The organism is Mixta sp. (genome assembly GCF_024610815.1).
In the GTDB taxonomy this organism is placed as follows: Bacteria; Pseudomonadota; Gammaproteobacteria; order Enterobacterales; family Enterobacteriaceae; genus Mixta; species Mixta calida.
In genome coordinates this window covers 1-19307 of sequence record NZ_JANION010000098.1, presented here as the reverse complement: position 1 = coordinate 19307, position 19307 = coordinate 1, and the positions used below count along the sequence as shown (strand labels likewise).

At 56.4% G+C, this 19307-nt stretch carries 17 protein-coding genes; 8 read left to right on the top strand and 9 right to left on the bottom strand.

Annotation, left to right across the window (positions count from 1 at the left end; genetic code table 11):
• The first annotated feature begins 132 nt into the window (after positions 1-132).
• Both MYY08_RS06600 and MYY08_RS06595 read left to right on the top strand, forming a co-directional pair.
• Positions 133-1677 (top strand): methyl-accepting chemotaxis protein, encoded by a 1545-nt coding sequence (locus MYY08_RS06600; RefSeq protein WP_084970134.1) that lies wholly within the window; start codon positions 133-135, stop codon positions 1675-1677.
• A 314-nt stretch (positions 1678-1991) separates the two neighbouring features.
• Complete coding sequence (locus MYY08_RS06595; protein ID WP_288013843.1) at positions 1992-3629, top strand: dihydroxyacetone kinase subunit DhaK; 1638 nt, start codon at positions 1992-1994, stop codon at positions 3627-3629.
• On the opposite strand, the gene MYY08_RS06590 is transcribed toward MYY08_RS06595, so the two are convergent.
• The 3 genes from MYY08_RS06590 to sbmA form a co-directional block, all read right to left on the bottom strand.
• Complete coding sequence (locus tag MYY08_RS06590; RefSeq protein WP_038623781.1) at positions 3622-4176, bottom strand: helix-turn-helix transcriptional regulator; 555 nt, start codon at positions 4174-4176, stop codon at positions 3622-3624. The two genes, MYY08_RS06595 and MYY08_RS06590, sit on opposite strands and share 8 nt — an antisense overlap.
• A complete protein-coding gene (locus MYY08_RS06585; protein ID WP_084970131.1) occupies positions 4173-4415 on the bottom strand; it encodes a hypothetical protein in 243 nt (80 codons plus the stop codon). Before MYY08_RS06585 ends, MYY08_RS06590 begins: the two co-directional genes overlap by 4 nt.
• A gap of 150 nt (positions 4416-4565) precedes the next feature.
• On the bottom strand, positions 4566-5795 hold the full coding sequence (sbmA, locus tag MYY08_RS06580; RefSeq protein ID WP_288013842.1) for a peptide antibiotic transporter SbmA: 1230 nt from the start codon (positions 5793-5795) through the stop codon (positions 4566-4568).
• Positions 5796-6117: 322 nt separating this feature from the next.
• Between sbmA and MYY08_RS06575 the strand changes: the two genes are divergently transcribed.
• The 3 genes from MYY08_RS06575 to MYY08_RS06565 are packed head-to-tail and all read left to right on the top strand — an operon-like array spanning position 6118 to position 9979.
• Positions 6118-6858 carry a gluconate 2-dehydrogenase subunit 3 family protein gene (locus MYY08_RS06575; RefSeq protein WP_288013841.1) on the top strand — a complete coding sequence of 247 codons (741 nt, stop codon included), beginning with the start codon at positions 6118-6120 and terminating at the stop codon, positions 6856-6858.
• Between the two features lie 2 nt (positions 6859-6860).
• A complete protein-coding gene (locus MYY08_RS06570; protein ID WP_038623785.1) occupies positions 6861-8642 on the top strand; it encodes a GMC family oxidoreductase in 1782 nt (593 codons plus the stop codon).
• An 11-nt stretch (positions 8643-8653) separates the two neighbouring features.
• A complete protein-coding gene (locus tag MYY08_RS06565; RefSeq protein WP_084970148.1) occupies positions 8654-9979 on the top strand; it encodes a c-type cytochrome in 1326 nt (441 codons plus the stop codon).
• An 89-nt stretch (positions 9980-10068) separates the two neighbouring features.
• Here MYY08_RS06565 and MYY08_RS06560 read toward each other — a convergent pair whose 3' ends face one another.
• The gene (locus tag MYY08_RS06560) at positions 10069-10392 is read right to left on the bottom strand and encodes a cupin domain-containing protein (protein WP_038623786.1); all 324 of its coding nucleotides are present in this window, start codon (positions 10390-10392) and stop codon (positions 10069-10071) included.
• 19 nt (positions 10393-10411) lie between these two features.
• Positions 10412-11578, bottom strand: a complete 1167-nt coding sequence (locus MYY08_RS06555) for an oligogalacturonate lyase family protein (protein ID WP_038623787.1) — start codon at positions 11576-11578, stop codon at positions 10412-10414.
• 443 nt (positions 11579-12021) lie between these two features.
• On the opposite strand from MYY08_RS06555, the gene MYY08_RS06550 reads away from it, so the two are divergent.
• The gene (locus MYY08_RS06550; protein WP_038623788.1) at positions 12022-12663 is read left to right on the top strand and encodes an RpiB/LacA/LacB family sugar-phosphate isomerase; all 642 of its coding nucleotides are present in this window, start codon (positions 12022-12024) and stop codon (positions 12661-12663) included.
• 169 nt (positions 12664-12832) lie between these two features.
• Here MYY08_RS06550 and MYY08_RS06545 read toward each other — a convergent pair whose 3' ends face one another.
• From MYY08_RS06545 to MYY08_RS06530, 4 genes are all read right to left on the bottom strand, one after another.
• Positions 12833-13606, bottom strand: a complete 774-nt coding sequence (locus tag MYY08_RS06545; protein WP_038629851.1) for a histidine phosphatase family protein — start codon at positions 13604-13606, stop codon at positions 12833-12835.
• A 29-nt stretch (positions 13607-13635) separates the two neighbouring features.
• Entirely contained in the window at positions 13636-14949 is a 1314-nt protein-coding gene (locus MYY08_RS06540; RefSeq protein ID WP_038623789.1) for an OprD family outer membrane porin, read from the bottom strand.
• A 234-nt stretch (positions 14950-15183) separates the two neighbouring features.
• Positions 15184-15990, bottom strand: a complete 807-nt coding sequence (locus MYY08_RS06535) for a histidine phosphatase family protein (RefSeq protein WP_288013840.1) — start codon at positions 15988-15990, stop codon at positions 15184-15186.
• A gap of 672 nt (positions 15991-16662) precedes the next feature.
• On the bottom strand, positions 16663-17532 hold the full coding sequence (locus tag MYY08_RS06530; RefSeq protein ID WP_038623791.1) for a nucleoside-specific channel-forming protein Tsx: 870 nt from the start codon (positions 17530-17532) through the stop codon (positions 16663-16665).
• Positions 17533-18020: 488 nt separating this feature from the next.
• On the opposite strand from MYY08_RS06530, the gene MYY08_RS06525 reads away from it, so the two are divergent.
• The gene (locus MYY08_RS06525) at positions 18021-18629 is read left to right on the top strand and encodes a TetR family transcriptional regulator (RefSeq protein ID WP_038623793.1); all 609 of its coding nucleotides are present in this window, start codon (positions 18021-18023) and stop codon (positions 18627-18629) included.
• Positions 18626-18982 (top strand): helix-turn-helix domain-containing protein, encoded by a 357-nt coding sequence (locus MYY08_RS06520; protein WP_052133841.1) that lies wholly within the window; start codon positions 18626-18628, stop codon positions 18980-18982. The genes MYY08_RS06525 and MYY08_RS06520 overlap by 4 nt, the downstream gene beginning before the upstream one ends.
• The last annotated feature ends 325 nt before the right edge of the window (positions 18983-19307 follow it).

Below are 19307 nucleotides of genomic sequence, written 5' to 3'. Positions count from 1 at the left end.
TGCTTAAAATGCGACCCGAATCAAGCTAATCCTGGTTTTTAACGCTAAAGATCCCGCCTGCGGCTGCCGAAATTATAAAAAACATAATCTATTCATCGCATCTGGCTCCGCGCCTCTTTCAAGGATTATTTCATGCGTAACAACCAACCCGTTACCCAACAGGCGTTCGCGTTTAGCGATGACGCAACGCTGATGACGACGACCGACCGCAACAGCCGTATCACCTACGCCAACGACGCCTTTATTGACGTCAGCGGCTTCACGCAGGAGGAGATTGACGGCCAGCCGCATAATCTGGTGCGCCATCCCGATATGCCGCCGGAGGCGTTTGCGGATATGTGGGCCACGCTGAAGCAGGGACAGCCCTGGTCGGCGCTGGTAAAAAATCGGCGTAAAAATGGCGATCACTACTGGGTGCGCGCGAATGCGATCCCTGTGATCCGCAACGGCGCGGCGCAGGGGTATATGTCGGTACGTACCCGGCCGACAGCGGCGGAGATTCAGCAGGCGGAAGCGCTCTACAGCGATTTCAGGGCGGGCCGACATAAAGGACGTAGATTACATAAAGGGCTGCTGGTCTACAGCGGCTGGCGAAGCTGGCGTTCGCTGTTTAAAACCCTGCCGCTGCGCTGGCGCATACGATCCACGCTGTTGGCCCTGTTGCCGCTCAGCGTCGCGGGCGTCTGGACGCTGGGCGTTAGCGCGGGCGCGCTGGGTCTGTTCAGCGGCGGCATGGCTAGTCTGTTGCTGCTGGCGAGTCTCTGGCTGGAACAGCAGATTTCGCGTCCGCTGGAGCGCGTCTGCCAGCAGGCGCTGGATGTCGCCACCGGCAACAGCCATAAGGTCGACGCCCCCGATCGGGTGGATGAGATCGGCATGACCCTGCGCGCCATCGGGCAGCTTGGGCTGATGTTTCGCTGGCTGGTGGATGACGTCAGCGGTCAGGCGATCAACGTGCTGAGCGCCAGCGACGCCATGGCGCGCAGCAATGAGGAGCTGAGCCAACGTACCGAGCAGGCGGCGGCCAACGTGCAGCAGACCGCCGCCACCATGAACGAGATGACCGCGACGGTAAACAGTAACAAAGCGCGCGCCACGGAAGTGGACCAGCTTGCCGCCACCACCAGCGAGGCGGCGCGGCAGGGAGGTGCGGCGATGCAGGAGACCATCGGCATGATGGGCGATATGACTGACAGTTCAAAGAAAATCGCCAGCATTATCAGCGTTATCGACGGCATTGCCTTTCAGACCAATATCCTGGCGCTCAACGCGGCGGTCGAGGCGGCGCGCGCGGGCGAACAGGGCAAAGGCTTCGCCGTGGTAGCAGGCGAGGTGCGCAATCTGGCAAGCCGCAGTGCGAAGGCGGCCAGCGAAATCAAAGCGCTGGTGGAGGCGAGCGTGAAGCGGGTGGAGATCGGCGCCGGGCAGGTGAATCATACCGGCAGCACCATGCAGGAGATTGTCGGGCAGGTGCAGACGGTATCGGAACTGATTGGTCAGATTAGCGCCGCCACCGCCGAACAGGCGACCGCGCTGAGCGAAGTCAGCCTGGCGGTGGAAAACCTGGACGAGATCACCCATCAAAACGCAGCGCGCGTGCAGGAAGGCGCCGAGGCCTCAGGACGCATGACGCGCCAGGCGACGCGCCTGGTCGAAGCGATCAGCGTGTTCCGCTAACCCAAAGGCTGTCGGGCCCAGGCGTCCGACAGCCCGCTCCTGCGGGTAACCGCCAGGCGGTTACGTCCCTCCTCCCGCGTAAGGTCGTATGCCGCTCAGGTTTGCGTCGGGCCCTTAAAAATGCAGACGATATCTGGCAATTCCATCCCTCGGATCTTTCCGTATCTTAAATGTGTTAGCCCGCTTTCCGCCTTATTTCGTCATTGATCCACCCGTCCGGCTCGCCTTTCTTGCTGACTAAGCGCCTGCTTTTTCAACTACAGTTAACTTTTTGCGCCGCCGCGGTTGGGCGCGTCAACACAAGAGAGGAAACCATGAGTCAGTTTTTCATGAACGAAAAAAGCGAGCTGGTGAACGAAGCGATCGAGGGCGCGCTGCTGAGCACGCCTTTTCATAATCTGAGTCGGCTTGAGGTTGGCGAAGGTATTCGCGTCGTGGTGCGCAACGACTGGGATAAGCGCAAGGTGGCGCTGATCTCCGGCGGCGGCTCCGGCCATGAACCGGCGCACGTCGGCTTTGTGGGAAAAGGAATGCTGACCGCGGCGGTATGCGGCGACGTGTTCGCCTCGCCCAGCGTGGACGCGGTGCTGAGCGCCATTATCAACGTCACCGGCGAGGCGGGCTGCCTGCTGATCGTGAAAAACTATACCGGCGACCGCCTTAACTTCGGCCTGGCGGCGGAAAAGGCGCGTGCGCTGGGTTATAAGGTCGAACTGGCGATTGTAAAAGATGACATCGCGCTGCCGGATAATCCGCAACCGCGCGGCCTGGCGGGCACGGTATTAATCCATAAGCTCGCAGGCTACTACGCGGAACAGGGCGCCTCGCTCCAGGAAGTCACACAGCGCGCGCAGCAGGCGATTGATGAGACCGCCAGCATCGGTCTGGCGTTCTCTACCTGCCATATTCCCGGCGAAGCGCCCGATAACCGTGTGGCGGAAGGGGAAAGCGAACTCGGCATGGGCATCCATGGCGAACCGGGCGTGAAAACGCTAAAAACGCAGAACAGCCGCGAAATCGTACAAATCATGACGGAAAAGCTGGCGGAAAAGGTGCCGCAGGATAAAAAGGCGCTGCTGTTGATAAACAATCTCGGCGGCTTTTCATTGCTGGAAATGGGCGTGCTGGTGCGGGAAACCGTAAAGACACCGCTGGGCGAACGCATCAGCCATCTGCTCGGCCCCGCCACGCTGGTCAGTTCGCTGGATATGAAAGGCTTCTCTCTCACGACGCTGCTGTTGGATGACGAGCGGCTGAAGGCGCTACAGGCGCCGGTCGAGGCGAGCGGCTGGCAGCCGGTGCAGAGGTTGCAGATGCCCGCAGCGGTTAAAGGCGAGGCGATCAAACGCCAGCAGGAGATGTCGCCTTCAGACAATGCGGCGGTGCAGCGCGTGGTGGACATCGTGTGCCAGACGCTGATCGATCTTGAAGGCGAGCTGAATAAGCTGGATGCCAAAGTCGGCGACGGCGACACCGGCTCCACCTTCGCCGCTGGCGCGCGCAAAATTCTTCAGGGGAGCCAACAGAAGGCGCTGCCGTTTAATGAACCGTCCCGCCTGCTGACGTTGGTCGGCGAGCAGCTGGCGGTAGTGATGGGCGGCTCCAGCGGCGTGCTGATGTCAATTATGTTTACCGCCGCCGGACAGCAGCTGGAAGAGGGTAAACCGCTGCCGCAGGCGCTGATGGCCGGACTGGATCGCATGAAGCACTACGGCGGCGCACGCGTCGGCGATCGCACGCTGATTGATGCGCTGGAGCCTGCGTTGCAGACGCTGATCGACGGCAAAGGGCTGAGCGCCGCCGCCGCCGCCGCGCAGCAGGGCGCGGACGCCACCGCCAGCATGGGTGCGGCTAAAGCGGGACGCTCCTCCTACCTGAATCAGGAGAGCCTCAACGGGGTGAAAGATCCGGGCGCTTACGCGGTAGAGCGCGTGTTCGCCGCGCTTAAATAGCCTCTTCTTTTCCGGCGGCCCGATCCAGACGCGCCGCCAGCTGGGTGACATACTGGCGCTGCGGCGTTTCCCGCAGCGCCAGCGCCAGATTAATGTTCTCCATCACCTGCGCATTTTCCGCCAGCTCGTCGCTCAGCTTGCCGTTTTCGTGCAGCCAGCGCGCCACGCTTGCCCAGCGCCAGAGCGGCGAGTGTCCGGCAAGGCGCTGAACCGGCGCCGGAAAGCGGCCCGGCCCGCGCGTGCCGTCTTTCAGCATGGCGACCGCCTGACGGGAGAGTTGGCTGCGCTGGGCGATATCGCTCAGACCAAGCAGCGTGGCGTCCACGGCGACAACGCGCGCGGGCAGCGCGCCGCCTTCGATATCCGCAATGGCGCTCAGCACCGCCTGCTCAAAGCTGTCGCCGTCACGATCGAATTCCAGATAAACGCTGTCGCCGTAAAAGCAGAGCAGGGCGTCGTCGCAGCCGCATTCGAACAGGGCGTTTTCCAGCCCTGGCGTATGGGCCTCAACGCCGGTAAGGATGAGCGTGAAGTGATAAATCATCAGTTCCTCCTGATGTGGGGCGTAACATCCAGCGCGCAGCTGTTAACTTTACGGCGAATCTGCTGCGCATGGCGTTCAGGCGCGCGCGGCGTGGACCAGACGCTCATCTGATGCTCGCTGTGTTCGGGCACCGCGCATATCAGCCTGCCGAAGGCGTGCCCGTTGGAAGGGCGAAATTGCCAGCCGCACAGCAGGGCGTACTCGATCGCGGCCTGAATATGTTTATTGGGATGCTTTTTCATTATCCATCCTGGACAGTGGCGAAATTACAGGCGGTGTTGACAACTGTCAACATTTTTTTGTTCCTGCCTTTATCTTTCACCAGCCGCAGGCGGAGTAAAAGCGAAGAGCGGATTAACTGCCTGTTATTTGTTATTTTTCCGCGTTATCCCTTAATTCCGCTGCAACGCCTCCTGTCGGTTTTCACCCTCGATAACGCGCTCAAAGCTGCGCAGACGCTTGTATATCGACATCAGCGACACCAGCGTCGACCACGAGGTGATCAGGTACTGGAACGCCTGACGCACCTGGTCGAACACGTTGGTGATCTGTTGCAGCAGCCCCAGCGTCAGGCCGCCGGCGATAATGGTTGGCAGCAGAATAAACAGGCCAAACATGCTATCCACCTGCAAATAAAGGATGCGCGTCACGTTGAAATAGAGATAGTGAAACCAGAGGCGGAAATAGTTGTAGCGCACCCGGCTAAACAGCTCGCGCACCGTGGCGGGGGCCGCCCGGCGAGCATCATCTTCACCGTAGACCAGTTCCTTACGGTAAGCGGCTTCCACCCGCTGATTACGGAACTCCAGCCCCGGCAGCTTCACGCCCACCAGACCCAGCAGCAGAGTGCCGAACAGCGACCAGAACAGCGCCGCCAGCACCAGGCCATAAGGCGTGTGGCCGAGGATCGGCACGCTTTTTACATGCTGCGACAGCCCCACCAGCACCGGCAGAAACGCCACCAGCGTCATTACCGCCTGAATAAGGCTCACGCCCCAGTCTTGCAGCGTGCTGGAAAAACGCATCGTATCTTCCTGTACGCGCTGCGCAGCACCTTCTACATGTCGTAGCTGCTGCCAGTGCGCCATATAGCAGTCGTTCATCGCGGTGCGCCAACGAAATATCCAGTGGCTGATAAAAAAGGCGTTCAGCACGCCGATCACTACCGCAATCAGCGCGATGCTAAGAAAATCGCCGATCTGCTGGTAGAAATCGGCCATAGATACCGATCCCGCTTTAGTCAGCGCGCGCTGAATAAGATCGTAAAAAGGGCCGTACCAGGCGTTGATGGTGACGCCGACATGCACATCGAACCAGGTAATAAACAGGATTAGCGCCGTTCCCAGCACCGACCAGCGTTGCCAGGGATGCGGACTGGCGAACGACCAGACCGTAGCGAACAGCGCCGTCAACGCGGCGAAGTAACAGTAAAACCAGAGATCGTCAGGCTGGAGAAAGCGCCATGCGCTGTCAGGCAGCGCTTTGCCAGCGTACCGCGCAAACGTCGGCAGATGAAAGACCAGCTGGCTGGCGCCGTCGAACCAGAGAAAAACCGCCGCCAGACTGAACAGGGCTGCCGTGCTGAAAAACAGCGCGGGCCGGGGGAAAAAGGAACTGAACATAGCGACTCCGCAAAAAAGATTCGCTTCTTTATAGCCTGCGCAGTGATTAACAGTCTGTGGTGGGTTGTGTCCAGTCGTTACGGCGCGCCCCATTGATAACGAACGAAACGGAGCGATGTCAGTTTAATGTTAAGGAATTTGTGTGATTTTGTTTTGTGCTGCTAAAGATTTTACAAAATAGCTGTTACAATGCGCGCTGCTGTTACCGGTAACAATGAGCCTGTTTTCCATCCGGGAATCCCTGCATAAAACCATAACTACAATAATAAAACAGAGACGATCAACTGTTGCGCTGTTACGCAACGTGCGCTAAGGCAATGTTATGTCGAAAGAAAAAACGAGTACTTCCAGAAGAGACTTTCTTCTGAAAACCATCACGCTGGCGCCCGCCGTCGCGATGGGCACCACCGGGATTGCGTCACTGGGCCTCAGCGGCAGCGCCCAGGCCAACGAAAACGCGGCGCCTGCCGGCCCGCAAACCGCACGCGACTATCAGCCCGTCTGGTTTTCCGCCGAAGAGTTCGCCTTTATTAAGGCCGCCGTGGCGCGCCTGATCCCGGCGGACGAGCGCGGTCCGGGCGCGCTGGAAGCGGGCGTGCCGGAATTTATCGATCGCCAAATGAATACCCCTTACGCGACCGGCAACAACTGGTATATGCAGGGGCCGTTCGATCCTGACGCGCCGAAAGAGCTGGGCTATCAACTCCCGCTGGTGCCGCAGCAGATCTATCGTCTGGGCATCGCCGAAGCGGACGCCTGGGCGAGACAGCAGCATGGCAAAGCTTTTGCCGCGCTGAGCGCCGAACAGCAGGATGCGCTGCTCGGCGAGTTTGAAAGCAACAAGGCGAGCTTTAAGCAGCTGCCAGCGAAAGTCTTCTTCGCTTACCTGCTGCAAAACACCCGCGAGGGCTTTTTCTGCGATCCGCTGCATGGCGGCAATCAGCACATGGTGGGCTGGAAGCTGATCGGCTTCCCCGGCGCGCGCGCTGATTTTATGGACTGGGTGGAGCGCGGCGAGCGCTATCCCTTCCCGGCGGTATCGATTCGTGGAGAAAGAGCATAAGCATGGCAAACGTAATGAAAAAAGTGGACGCGGTGATTGTCGGCTTCGGCTGGGCCGGTTCCATTATGGCGAAAGAGTTGACGGAAGCGGGCCTGCACGTGGTGGCGCTGGAGCGCGGTCCGCATCGCGATACCTACCCGGACGGCTCTTATCCGCAGGTGATCGATGAGCTGACCTATAACGTCCGCAAAAAGCTGTTCCAGGATCTGTCGAAAAGCACCGTCACCATTCGTCACAACGTCTCGCAGACCGCACAGCCCTATCGTCAGCTGGCGGCGTTTCTGCCGGGTACCGGCACCGGCGGCGCAGGCCTGCACTGGTCCGGCGTCCATTTTCGCGTCGATCCGACAGAGCTGCGGATGCGCAGCCACTATGAGGAGCGCTACGGCAAAGACTTTATCCCGGAAGGCATGACCATTCAGGATTTCGGCGTCACTTACGACGAGCTGGAGCCGTTCTTCGACAAGGCTGAAAAGGTGTTCGGCACCTCCGGCTCCGCCTGGAGCGTTAAAGGCAAAATCGTCGGCCAGGGCCGGGGCAACCCGTTTGCGCCGGATCGCTCTGACGATTTCCCGCTGCCGCCGCAAAAGCGCACTTACTCCGCGCAGCTGTTCGCGAAGGCGGCCGAGTCGGTGGGCTATCATCCCTACGATCTGCCGTCGGCCAACACCTCTGGCCCCTACACCAACACCTATGGCGCGCAGATGGGCCCATGCAACTTCTGCGGCTATTGCAGCGGCTACGCCTGCTACATGTATTCCAAAGCGTCGCCGAACGTCAATATCTGGCCTGCGCTGCGTCAGGAGCCGAAATTCGAGCTGCGCGACAACTCGCACGTGCTGCGCGTCAATCTCACCGACGATAAAAAACGCGCCACCGGCGTGACCTATGTCGATGCGCAGGGCCGCCAGATCGAACAGCCAGCGGATCTGGTGATCCTCTCCGCGTTCCAGTTCCACAACGTGCATCTGATGCTGCTTTCCGGCATCGGCCAGCCTTATAACCCCATCACCAATGAAGGGGTGGTGGGCCGCAACTTTGCCTATCAGAACATCTCCACTATCAAGGCGTTCTTCGGCAAAGATGTGCATACCAATAACTTTATCGGCGCGGGCGGCGCGGGCGTCGGCGTCGACGACTTCAACGCCGATAACTTCGACCACGGCAAATATGGCTTTGTCGGCGGCTCGCCTTTCTGGGTCAACCAGGCGGGCGTGAAGCCGATCTCCGGTCTGCCGGTGCCGCAGGGCACGCCGGGCTGGGGCAGCAAGTGGAAAGCGGCGGTGGCCGATCACTATACGCACCACGTTTCGATGGACGCCCACGGCGCGCATCAGTCTTACCGCGCCAACTACCTCGATCTCGATCCGAACTACAAGGACGCCTTTGGGCAGCCGCTGCTGCGCATGACCTTCGACTGGCAGGATAACGACATCAAGATGTCGCAGTTTATGCATGACCGCATGCGTAAAATCGCCGTCGCGATGAACCCGAAAGAGATCATCGGCGCGCCGAAAGTGCAGGGCACCCACTTCGACACCACTGTTTATCAAACCACGCATATGAACGGCGGCGCGATTATGGGCGAAGATCCGAAGACCAGCGCGGTTAACCGCTATTTGCAAAGCTGGGACGTGCCGAACGTCTTTGTGCCGGGCGCCTCGGCGTTCCCTCAGGGGCTGGGCTACAACCCGACCGGCATGGTTGCCGCGTTGACCTACTGGTCGGCGAAGGCGATCCGCGAACAGTATCTGAAAAACCCAGGACCGCTGGTGCAGGCATAAGGATGATGGCGATGAAAAACGCATTACTGGCGCTGTGCCTGCTGGCTACAGCCTCTGGCGCGATGGCGGCCGACGACCAGGCCGGCGATCTGATCAAACGCGGCGAATATCTGGCGCGCGCGGGGGACTGCGTCGCCTGCCACACCAGCAAAGAGGGTAAACCCTTTGCCGGCGGGCTGGCGATGGCAACCCCGATCGGCACTATCTATTCCACTAATATCACCCCGGATAAAGAGACCGGCATCGGCAGCTACAGCTATGACGACTTCCAGAAGGCAGTGCGTCATGGCGTAGCGAAAAACGGCGATACGCTCTATCCGGCGATGCCTTATCCCTCTTACGCCGTGGTCAGCGACGAGGATATGCAGGCGCTTTACGCTTACTTTATGCACGGCGTGGCGCCGGTGGCGCAGCAGAATAAAGAGAGCGACATTCCCTGGCCGCTCTCCATGCGCTGGCCGCTGGCGATCTGGCGCGGCATTTTCGCGCCGGACGTGAAGGCGTTCCAGCCGAAAAGCGGCGAAGACGCGGACCTGGCGCGCGGACGCTACCTGGTGGAAGGCTTAGGGCACTGCGGCGCCTGCCATACGCCGCGCAGCTTCACTATGCAGGAGAAAGCGCTGAGCGATGAGAAGGGCGGCGATTATCTCTCCGGCAGCAACGCGCCCATCGACGGTTGGACAGCCAGCAACCTGCGCGGCGATAACCGCGACGGGCTGGGGCGCTGGAGCGAAGACGATCTGGCGCAATTCCTCAGCACCGGCCGCAACGACGATACGGCGGCCTTTGGCGGCATGACGGAGGTGGTGGAGCATAGCCTGCAATATCTCGACGATAAGGATATCCGGGCGATCGCGCGCTACCTGAAATCGCTGGGCGCGAAGGACCCGTCGCAGACGGGCTTCCAGCCTGACGACGCCGTGGCGCAGGCGCTGTGGAAAGGCGACGACAGCAAAGCGGGCGCGGCGCAGTATGTTGACAGCTGCGCCGCCTGTCACCGCACTGACGGACGCGGCTACAAGCGCTTCTTCCCGGCGCTGCGCGGCAACCCGGTGGTGCTGGCGGACGATCCGACCTCGCTGATCCATATCGTGCTGACCGGCAGTACGCTGCCGGGCGTGAAGAACGCGCCGACTACCGTGGTGATGCCGGGCTTCGGCTGGCGTCTGGACGACCATCAGGTAGCGGACGTCGTGAACTTTATCCGCACCAGCTGGGGCAATAAAGGCGAGAAGCCGGTCACGGCGGCCGATGTCGCCGACGTGCGCAAAGAGACCTTCGTGGCGCAGCAGCAGGGCGACGTGGATATCGAAAAACTGCCGCAGGCCGAACATTAATCGACGCGGTAGACGCGCCGCCTGACGTGTGAGGCGGCAATAAAAAACGGCGGCGGGCGTCTGAGAGGGCGTCCGCCGCCGCGTTATTTTCAGGAAAGAAAATCTTCGCGCTGCGGCGTAAAGGTATCCAGCAGCACACCCGCCTCCAGGCAGACGCAGCCGTGCACCACGTTTGGTTTCTTATACAGCGTGTCGCCAGGGCCGACCTCATGGGTTTCGCCATCGATGGTAAAGGCGAAGCGCCCTGACAACACGTAGGTCAGCTGCTCGTGCGGATGATGGTGCAGCGGGCCGACCGCGTCTTTCTCAAAGGTCACTTCGACCGCCATCATACCGCCGCCGTGCGCCAGAATGCGCCGCGTGACGCCTTCGCCTACCTGCTCGACCTGGGTTCGTTCTCTGAAAGTAAACATGCGCTTATTCGTCCTGCTGTTAGCTGAAAAAGTTATCTTTGATGGTCGCCAGATAGAGCGCTGGCTGGCCTTCATAGTCGGTGGTGAACAGCACCTGTTTGTCGTCCGGCGTAAATGACGGATGCGGATGCGTGACCTGACGGTCGCCGTCCAGCACGCGCCAGGAGCTGTTATGCGCCGCCAGCGGGCGATGCTGGCGCGTCGCCACGTCAAACAGCCACAGCATCGGATCGTTGTCGATGGTATAGCCTTTGGTATCCTGCACATCCACCGGCGTGCCGGAGCCGTCGCCTACCAGCAGCGTGCCGTTCTGGTTGCTCATCAGGTGAGAACAGGCTGGCATGGTCATCAGCACCTCATTATGGCCGGTGACCGGATCGAAGCGGCAGATCTCGCGATCGGCTCGCGCCTTGTGGTAGGAGACATAGATCAGCGCCGATCCGTCCGGCACCCAGAATTCATGGGTGCAGCTTTCACCCTCGGCATGATCTTTGACTTTGCGCATATTGGCGCCGTCTTCATCGATCAGCCACATGCGCGCGTCGACGCGATCGTGCGGACCTTCGTGGCAGAAGGCGACGGTATGGTCGTCAAACGGACGGTAGATGGGATGTCCCAGCCACAGACGCTGTTCAAGGATGGTCTGCGCCTCGCCGGTTTGCAGATCGACCCGCAGCAGACGGCAGTGCGGTTTCTTTTCAAAGAAGGTCTTAAATACCTGCCAGTCGCTGAGCGGCTCCCAGTCCTGGCGGTCAATTTCGATGCCGACCAGCCTGGTGCAGTCGCTGTTGGCGACCCAGGTGCCGTAGCCGACCCATGCTTCCGGCACGGTATAGACGACGCGTTCTTCCAGACTCTGCAAATCGACGCAGCGCAACTGGCGTTCGTTTTTCACATAGAACAGAAATCGATCGTCCGGCGAGAGGAAGCCGCCAAACGTATTATCGCCCGCGCCTTCCGTCAACTGCGTTGCCTGCTGTTCTTGTAAATCGAGCAGGTAATAGTTACGGTTGCCGTCAAACTCGCCCGCGAACAGCAGCTTGCTGCCATCGTTGAAAAAGCACTTCTGATAAAAATAGTTGCGATGACATAACACCTCAGGCGGCGTTAATCGCACCATTTCGGCACCGGTCTTTTCATCGGTAAAGTGATGAAAAGGCAAATGTACACGGTTTCCTTTCGCCATAACGTTTTCCTCACGCCAGAGTTTGATTTAAATTGAAACGGTGTTTCAGATTACAAAATCATACCCCGTTCGAGGGGCTTGCCGAGCGGCGCAGAGTGAAAATGCAGGAAGGATCACACAATTTTTTCCCTGTGCCGCAAATGGAATGCGCCTCGCAAAATGCAGGTTAAATAGGCGTTCTGCCGGGAAAATGTGAAAACTGTCACAGTAATATGTCCGTGCGGTATCTATAAGGAACGTCAGGCTCTAAAATATGAAACAGTGTTTCATAATTGTATTGACGTATGCCCTGGCGGCGCGTTAAACCTCCTTTGAACAACAACCGCAGGCGAGGCGGCGGAACGGTGCGGTGAGCTGCAAACAAACGGGCTGCGGAAACGCGGCCGGAAAGCGGAAGCCGACATTACACGCCTGATAAACGCCATGTAATAAGAGGATAAACGATGAAAATCGCGTTAATGATGGAAAACAGCCAGGCGGCGAAAAACGCCATTGTGCTGAAAGAGCTGCAACAGGTAGCGAACGGGCTGGACTATCCGGTGTTTAACGTGGGCATGAGCGATGAGCAGGATCACCATCTGACTTATATTCATTTGGGGATCATGGCCAGCATTTTGCTGAATTCGAAAGCGGTGGATTTCGTTATCGCCGGCTGCGGCACTGGCCAGGGCGCGCTGATGTCGCTGAATATTCATCCCGGCGTGGCCTGCGGCTACTGCATCGATCCGGCGGACGCCTATCTGTTCGCCCAGATCAATAACGGCAATGCGCTGGCGCTGCCGTTTGCAAAAGGTTTTGGCTGGGGCGCCGAGCTGAATCTGCGCTTTATCTTTGAAAAAGCGTTCAGCGGCGAGAAAGGTCAGGGCTATCCGCCGGAGCGTAAAGAGCCTCAGGTGCGCAACGCTGGCATTCTTAACCAGGTCAAAGCGGCGGTCGTGAAAGATAACTATCTGGATACGCTGCGCGCCATCGATCCTGAGCTGGTAAAAACCGCCGTCAGCGGCCAGCGTTTCCAGCAGTGCTTCTTTGAAAACTGTCAGGATAAAGAGATCGAAGCCTTTGTGCGTGAGGTGCTGGGCCAGTAACGCATGTTTCAGGCCAGCCCGTCCTGGCCTGACGCAGCCCGGCGGCGAGATCGTCGGGCTGCAAAAACGGCTTTATGCCAGCCTGCGCCGTCTGTAGCGCGGGGTGTTTTACCTGCCGGGCCATGCCGCCCGCTTTCGGAGCTTGCCGACAGCGGGCGCTGGCTTCGCTTTACGGCGCCAGCCGGGCCTTACCGTCGTTGACGTAGTGCATATCGTTGATTTCCGTGACCTTCAGCGCACCTTTTTGGTAAACCAGCTTCACCACGGCGGCATTTTCCAACGGCTGATTTTTACGTGCGTCATCGGTCAGATCGGCAATCATCATTAGAATCGCCGCTCCTGATGAGACTACCAGCACATTCTTGTCACCACGCGCGTGCGCTTTGTCGATTATGGCATGCAGCGCAGACTGCATTCGTGTTTTTACATGACCGGCACGCTCAGCCAGGTGATACGAGTCAACGTCTGCAATCTCATCCAGATAACCCACGAGCGTCAGCCTGCCCTGTTTTATTTCGTTAAATACCTCATCGGGCGCGGACAACCCCTTTTTTTTCGCCACCGCCCCGATCATTTCATGATTTGGCAGCCCTTCGAAACCACCGAAAAAGACCTCGCGCAGCGCCTGCATCTCAATGGTCGGCACTGATGAATCAGCGCGGACGGCTCGAATAATTTGCATCGTTTCCCGCTGACGGCCCGCATCGCCACAATAGTAGCTGTCAAAGGGAACAGGCTTTAAGCCTTCCGCCAGGTAGCGTGCCGTCTCTACGCCCTCTTTCGTCAGTGGCGTATCCGCCCAGCCCTGCACGCGATCCAGCATATTGAGCCAGGTTTTGCCGTGGCGGGCGAACCAGACGGTAACGGTGTCGTCCACCGCTGGCGCTGCTGCGCTGACGCTACAGGTTAAACATAGCGCGATAATCCCAATCCATCTTTTCATCGTTTTACTCCCGTTAAACCGATAAAGCATCACAGCAGCTTAAAGCGATAATCGATAATGATTTCGCCTGCCAGAAAGTGGGAGTGGTTGTAGTCTCCGTGGTGCAATATCGGTGTGCGTTTAACATTTTTATAAGACCAACCCGGACCGAACATCACCCAGACGCTAAGATTTTTCAGATCTGGAGAGGAGGGCGTCCAGCGGCCATAAAGATTGACTTCGCCGGTCTTCACATTCAGGCCGCGATAGCGGAACGTACCGGCGTTGGCCGCTACGCCAGCCAGCAGTTCAGGCGTGAACTGGTAATCAGTCATGGTCGCCAGCATCAACTCTTTATCGCGCAGGTAATCATCACCGGCAGAAGCCAGAGAGATAAAATTACCGAAGGAGAGGCGGCTCATATGGCGGGGATAAAAACCAACGCTGTTTTCTTTCGCCGCGCGGGTATAGCCCAGCCCCCAGCGAGAGCGGAAACCGTTTTCTTGCCAGGTCATTTCCAGCGCGTAGTGACGGGCGTAGCGATCGAAATCGCGTCGCTGTGCAGGCATAGCGCGATAAGCGTCCAGCGCCTGGGTAAGGTAAATCTGGCTGCCGATGGAAAGGCGTGGCGTGACGGTGTCGCTAAAGAAGAGATGTTGCCGACGCAGGTAGCCATCGCTTTCGCCTGCACCGTATTGCAGCTTCAGACTGTCGTGTTGGTAGGTAATATCGCCAGTGACGATATGATCGATATTCCGGTTGTCGTTGGTTTTGAAATGGGTCTGTTCCGGCGAGCTGCGGTCAAGAGAGCGACTGACCCAGGCAATGCGTAGCTGTGTATCATTGAACGCGGCGACACCGTTCCAGCCAAGATAGGTGATCGGTGAGAGGCGCCACGACGTGCCGATAATGCCGAAATTTGGCAGCATCTCCCAGCCGCCATGCAGTTCGCCTTTCAGCGTCTCGTTAGCCAGCTTCAGTTTAACGTAGCGCTGCCCCAGTTTGCTGAAGCCCTGCGCGTCGCCTTTAGTATTGCCGTGGCCTGCATTATACAGAATGCCGCGTGAATCAAAGCGATCGCTGGCACCCAGTTTTATCGCGCCATAGTAAGAGAGGTTGAAACCTATCAAATCGGCAAAATAGCCTGACGTATAATCCAGCGCCACTCCTTGCCCCCAGGCGGCGTGGACGGTTTTGGGATTAGCAGCATCTTCTTTCAGGTATTTCCAGTAATTACGTAATGAAACATCAAGTGAGCTGTCGCTAATTAAAGGTATTGCCGCAATATTATCGGTGCGGCCTTCTGCCCACGACAGGCAAGGTAATAATCCGGCAGTTATAATAATGGCTATTTTCTTTTTCATTGCTATTCCCTGTAATGTTGGCGTTTCTTGTAGTAGGTATATTCCCTGTGATTGGGGTATTTCCTATGATTTTGATATCCCCTGTAATAAGGCGGCAGGCCGCCGCCCGGAAAATAAAATCGGGCGAGCAGGGTCATTAAAACGTTTAGCGATTTAACTAACGGATGAATTTATTAATGCCGCAATAACCTAATGATTTAAAATGAGCCTGCGTAACCAGCCTGCGGCTGCGAATCAGGCTTGCGGCTGTTGTGCCAGCACCTTTTTTCCTGCATCGATATAGGACATATTACCTAGCTCGGTAACGGTTAATTTCCCATTCTGATAAACGATTTTTACAACGGCGGAGTTTGCCAGCGGTTTATTTTTTTCCGGATCGGTAGTCAGATTAGAAATCATAATCTGGATGGCTGAGCCGGAAGAAATGATCAGCACATTGCTTTGTTTTTCGCGCAACGCATTATCGATGATTGCCCGCAGCGCAGCCTGGGTACGCGCCTTCACCTGCTGATAGTTTTCTGCCTGCCCGGCGGGATCGGCGGCAGCTATCGCGTTGATACTGCGCTCAACGGACAACGTGCCTGCTTTCATTCCGGCAAACAGCGCCTGTGCATTCGGCAGGCCCAGTTGAGCGGCAGCAGCGGCGGCCATCTCTTTATTAAAGCTACCCTCAAAGCTACCGAAGAAAACTTCACGCAGGCCGGTTAATTCAGTTGGACGAACCGCTTCTCTTCCTGTCTGCTGCAAAATAATCTGCATGGTTTCACGCTGACGTCCGGCATCGCTGGTATAAAAACCCCCAAAGGGGACAGACTTTAATCCTGCGCCAAGATAGCGCGCCACCTGTTTTCCCTCGTCGGTTAATGGGGAGTCGGCCCAACCCTGAACGCGATCCAGCGTGTTCAGCAGTGTTTTACCATGACGTACAAACCAGAGCGTAACAGGCTTATCCTGTTTCGCACCCGCATTAACCGGTTTTTCGATACTCCATGCTGAGCCACACGCCAGAAGCAGAGTTAGCGTAACAAGCCATTTTTTCATGTGATATTCCTTATGTTTTTATCGCCGACGCGTAGTAAGCGGCAGGCGAGAGGGATAAAAAGCACCGCGTCCCTAAAAGCATTAAAAGAGTGCATTCCGCTGGCGCAATTAATCAGGACCGCGGTTTTTTTCCTGTAAATAACAGTCATCAGCCGCAGAATAATTACGCCAGGAAGGTCTTGTTAAACATAAACAGAACTCGTGAATTATTTGGCCGGCTTGTCATCCTCCTTATAATGAATAATTCCTCTGCTGCACAGTTAGCAATAAGAAAAACGGCAATAAAAAAACAGCAAACGTTTATGCCATTCATGAGGCAAAAAAAAACCTGCGTAACTGAATGACCACGCAGCGAGAATCACTGTCGCCGTGCTTGTTCAGAAACGCAGGTTTTGCCTGTAAATACAGTAGCAATCCTTTGAGCTGCTACGCTAGCACGGCTGTTAAAAAAATAAATAGCCAGCGCCGGTTATTTATTGAATTTGTGATTTCCCTCATAAGACAGACGGAATGAAAGTAAATCGTGATTATCGCTTTGCGGTAAGCCTGTCGGAATAAATATAAGGATGAGTAATAGTAAAACGTAACGCTTTAATGGAAAGGGAATCGTTAATAAGCCAATTCATTCAGGAAGGAAAACGGGGCGTTATTTCCGCCCCGCCAGAAAATACGTCAGAAATTATAACCCACTACCAGATAGTAACCCCAGCCGGTAGATTTCACTTCAAACGGGCCGTCGCCGAAGTTCAGGTTGGCGCCGTCGGCCCACTGGCCGCCGTTATGGAAATAACGCGCCACCACCGAGTAGTGCCAGTGATCGTAGCCCAGCGCCAGGATATGGCTGGAGGCGATAGAGTTGCTGGAACGGAAAGAGCCTGGCGTTTTATCCGCCAAATCGGAACCCCAGTCAAAGTTGGTGAAGCCGATATAGCTCAGGTTGCCGCCCCACAAGGTAGTCAACGGCAGGAAATATTTTACCTTGAAGCGATAGCCGTCCCAGCTGTTTTCGTTCGCCGCGCCGTAGTTTTCCCACTGGTATTTGGCATAAATGTTCAGCGCCAGCGACATTTTGGTGTGGGTATCGATATCGGTGCCCAGGCCCATATACCAGGTGTTCTGGCGGTTGTTATGGTCGCGGCCCATGTCATAGACATAGTTGTTGGCGAAGTACCACTCTTTAAACGGGCCGAAACTCAGGTCGGTGCCGGTCAGCTTGTCGATAGAAAAGCGCGGTTCAATCTCCATAAACAGCGGCGAACCGTTGTCCCAGATACCCTGCTGATAGCTGTTCGCCGCGCCGAAGAAGTTCGGAATATCCACGTAGCCGTAGAAATCGAACCAGTCTTTATGGGCGAAGGCTTCATATTCCAGATAAACATCGTTGTTCAGGTGCGGCCCGAAACGGGTGTGGTTGCTTCCCACCACGTTAACGCTCTGATGCCACCAGTCTGACACATAGGTAGGCGCGCCAGTTTCCGCCTGAGAAGAGATGCTATATGACGCAGCCAACAGCGCGCCAGCCACCAACATTTTATTTTTCATGGTTTACCACATGCTTAAAGGCCTCTCTGCTGAGCCAGAGAAGGGCCGCGAATCAGTGTCCACTGCTGGACGGGAAGGTATTGTTGTATGCCGCTCCGGGGGAGGCGTACAGGTACGCCGGGGCAGCCCGCATAGGGTGCCTCTATCCTGCCGATAGAAAATAGATATTGCTCACGTTTGTCAAAGTTTGTTTCATTTCGATTCAATCATTTTGTGACTCAGATCACGAACAATGACACAAAGGGTAAAATTAACGTCACAAAGATGGTTTAGAACGATAGGCAATCGGTTTCGCATGCTGCGCAAACGATTAGCTACAACTTCGGTTTTGACTGTCATCAAGAGCAGCAGATAGTTTCAGATTACAACTCGACATAATGCTTATCAGCCGCTTGACGGAAAGTTTTGAACATCTGTTCAGAATAATATTGAACGGATGTTCAAAAAAAGGCAGAATGTGGGCCGGTTAAATCAGGCGAGGCAAAAGGATGGGCTATTTAAAAGCGGACGCACGCGCGGATCTTCTGATTGCCGCCGCAAAAAAGTTAATCAGGAAAGAAGGTTATACCGCCGTTACCGCCCGCAAAATCGCCAAAGAGAGCGGCGCGGCCATTGGGCATATCAACCGCCATTTCGCCTCGCTCAACCAGCTAAAATGCGAAGCTTTTCTTGTCATTGTTAATGAAACCGTGGCTGTGCATCAGGCCGCCAGCGAAGCGTTGAGCGGTATTGACGCGGTGCTGGCGCTGCTATACGAGCCGGATAAAGCACAGCATGAAACGGAACTGTGGCGCGAAGTCTCCGTCGTTTCCCAGCAGGATAAAGCGCTGCATGACATCTTCGTCTACGCGCTTAATCTTTGGCACAACACCGTCAGCGACGCGATTACGCGCGGCATCCAGCAAAACCTGCTGCGCTGTCACGATACGCCGTCAGCCACGGCATGGCGGCTGATCGGCCTGACGCTGGGACAGGATGCGCTGGATATGCACGGCGTGCTTAACGATCGGGAAGATGTGCTGCGCAACAACCTGCTTCATATCATCCGGCTGGAGCTGCAACCGGTGATGGGCGTATCGCAAAGGGAGTTAACATGAACGTAAGCGCAGCAAGTGAAAAAGTCTTTACCTATGGCGTTATCCGTGAGCTGATGCGCTGGATTGAAAGCAATCCGCATCGGCGTATTACGGTGGACGATTGCGCGGAAAAAACCGGCTACTCCAAATGGTATTTACAGCGCTATTTTCATGCGGTAACCGGCAAAACGCTGGCCGCTTTTTGCCGGGAAAAGCGTCTGGTCGCTTCAGCGCGAATGCTGGTGGAAGATAACGTCACTATCGAATACGTTGCGGTACAGCACGGTTTTTCTTCACATGACACCTTCCACAAAACCTTCGTTCGCCACTACGGCATGACGCCAGGCGAATTCCGCCAGAAATGTCGGCAATAGCTTTTTACTTTCACGGTAAAGCGCTGCCGCTATTGTGTCTTCCGCATACGTCCTGAATAGCCATACTGGCAAAAAAACGCATTTGCCGCTTCGCTTATTTACCGGTGGCGGTTTTATTGGTTTTTTACGTCTGATTGTAATTAAATCTTTCAAAAAACCTGTTATTTCATGATGTTTGCTGTCATATCAAAAGCTTATTGCCGCTGCGTTAGCAATTTGCTTTCTCCTGTCCGTCGACTAAATTTATACCCGAAGTCGCAAATATTCTTCTCCATTACAAGCGTACTGGATAAGGATATTATTTTGGAATAACGAGGAGGAATAG

Coding starts and splice junctions, on each gene's coding strand:
- MYY08_RS06525 (WP_038623793.1), top strand. CDS start 18,021: ATGGGCTATTTAAAAGCGGACGCACGCGCGGATCTTCTGATTGCCGCC.
- MYY08_RS06585 (WP_084970131.1), bottom strand. CDS start 4,415: ATGAAAAAGCATCCCAATAAACATATTCAGGCCGCGATCGAGTACGCC.
- MYY08_RS06565 (WP_084970148.1), top strand. CDS start 8,654: ATGAAAAACGCATTACTGGCGCTGTGCCTGCTGGCTACAGCCTCTGGC.
- sbmA (WP_288013842.1), bottom strand. CDS start 5,795: ATGTTCAGTTCCTTTTTCCCCCGGCCCGCGCTGTTTTTCAGCACGGCA.
- MYY08_RS06540 (WP_038623789.1), bottom strand. CDS start 14,949: ATGAAAAAGAAAATAGCCATTATTATAACTGCCGGATTATTACCTTGC.
- MYY08_RS06530 (WP_038623791.1), bottom strand. CDS start 17,532: ATGAAAAATAAAATGTTGGTGGCTGGCGCGCTGTTGGCTGCGTCATAT.
- MYY08_RS06550 (WP_038623788.1), top strand. CDS start 12,022: ATGAAAATCGCGTTAATGATGGAAAACAGCCAGGCGGCGAAAAACGCC.
- MYY08_RS06545 (WP_038629851.1), bottom strand. CDS start 13,606: ATGAAAAGATGGATTGGGATTATCGCGCTATGTTTAACCTGTAGCGTC.
- MYY08_RS06535 (WP_288013840.1), bottom strand. CDS start 15,990: ATGAAAAAATGGCTTGTTACGCTAACTCTGCTTCTGGCGTGTGGCTCA.
- MYY08_RS06600 (WP_084970134.1), top strand. CDS start 133: ATGCGTAACAACCAACCCGTTACCCAACAGGCGTTCGCGTTTAGCGAT.
- MYY08_RS06575 (WP_288013841.1), top strand. CDS start 6,118: ATGTCGAAAGAAAAAACGAGTACTTCCAGAAGAGACTTTCTTCTGAAA.
- MYY08_RS06570 (WP_038623785.1), top strand. CDS start 6,861: ATGGCAAACGTAATGAAAAAAGTGGACGCGGTGATTGTCGGCTTCGGC.
- MYY08_RS06560 (WP_038623786.1), bottom strand. CDS start 10,392: ATGTTTACTTTCAGAGAACGAACCCAGGTCGAGCAGGTAGGCGAAGGC.
- MYY08_RS06555 (WP_038623787.1), bottom strand. CDS start 11,578: ATGGCGAAAGGAAACCGTGTACATTTGCCTTTTCATCACTTTACCGAT.
- MYY08_RS06595 (WP_288013843.1), top strand. CDS start 1,992: ATGAGTCAGTTTTTCATGAACGAAAAAAGCGAGCTGGTGAACGAAGCG.
- MYY08_RS06520 (WP_052133841.1), top strand. CDS start 18,626: ATGAACGTAAGCGCAGCAAGTGAAAAAGTCTTTACCTATGGCGTTATC.